Source organism: Acidiphilium sp. MT5 (assembly GCF_054767495.1).
This window is the reverse complement of the sequence record NZ_BAABMR010000042.1, coordinates 1-1,061: the sequence shown is the minus strand read 5'-3', so window position 1 is coordinate 1,061 and position 1,061 is coordinate 1. Positions and strand designations below refer to the sequence as shown.

Genomic DNA, 1,061 nt, shown 5'->3' with positions numbered 1-1,061 from the left:
TGAGCTGCTGCCGGTTTCGTGGACACCGAGATAAGGTGTTTAACGCGACAGGAGAGCAAAATGGTTCGCAGGCAATATACGCGTGAATTTAAGTTTGAAGCGGTTCGGTTGATCAAGGAACGTGGTGTTTCGGTTGTCCAGGTGGCGCGTGACCTTGATGTTGGCGAGGGGTTGTTACGACGCTGGGTGAGGGAGGTTTCGGGTGATCCGCAGCATTCGTTTCCTGGGCAAGGGCAGATGAAGCCCGAGCAGATGGAGATTGAACGGCTTCGGCGCGAGGTCAGCAAGCTAAAGGCTGAGCGTGACATTCTAAAAAAAGCCGCGGCCTACTTTGCGAGGGAGTCGACATGAAGTTTGGCTTTATCGCAAAACATCGAGGAATTTGGCCGGTGCGATTGCTTTGCGAGACGCTCGATGTCTCGCGCAGCGGATATTATGCCTGGGCATCACGCGCACCCAGTCTGCGTGCTCGCAGCGATGAACGGGTTGGGGCTTCAGTCAGAACCAGTTTCCTGAGCAGCGACCGCACCTACGGCGCCCGGCGCGTGTGGCATGACGTGCTGGCCGAGGGCATTGCCTGTGGGCTGCACCGCATTGAGCGGCTGATGCGGGCCCAGGCTCTGCGCGCCCGTCCCCGGCGCAGGCGGCTGCCGACCGATAAAGGCGAACGAAGTGCTGAGCCCGCCTGCAATGTTCTGGACCGTCAGTTTGTGGCCTCGGCACCCAACCGCAAATGGATTGCCGATTTCACCTATATTTGGACTGCCGAAGGCTGGTTATACGTAGCGGTAGTGATCGATCTGTTCTCCCGCCGCGTGGTTGGCTGGTCGATGAGCGCCACGATGACGGCGCAACTGGTCACCGATGCATTGGTGATGGCGATCTGGCGGCGTGGCAAACAAGACGCCCTGCTGCATCATTCAGACCGCGGCAGCCAGTACACCGCGGAGCCGTTCCAGCGGCTCATGAAGGATCATGGCGTCGTTTGCTCCATGAGCAGGTCAGGCAATGTCTGGGATAATGCCGCCATGGAGAGCTTCTTCTCTTCAATGAAAACTGAA

Annotated in this window: 1 pseudogene; it reads left to right on the top strand. The window is 58.2% G+C overall.

Annotated features, from left to right (window positions below):
- Positions 1 to 60: 60 nt before the first annotated feature.
- Positions 61 to 1,061, top strand: a pseudogene (locus ACYUCQ_RS16235) (IS3 family transposase); the annotation flags it as partial.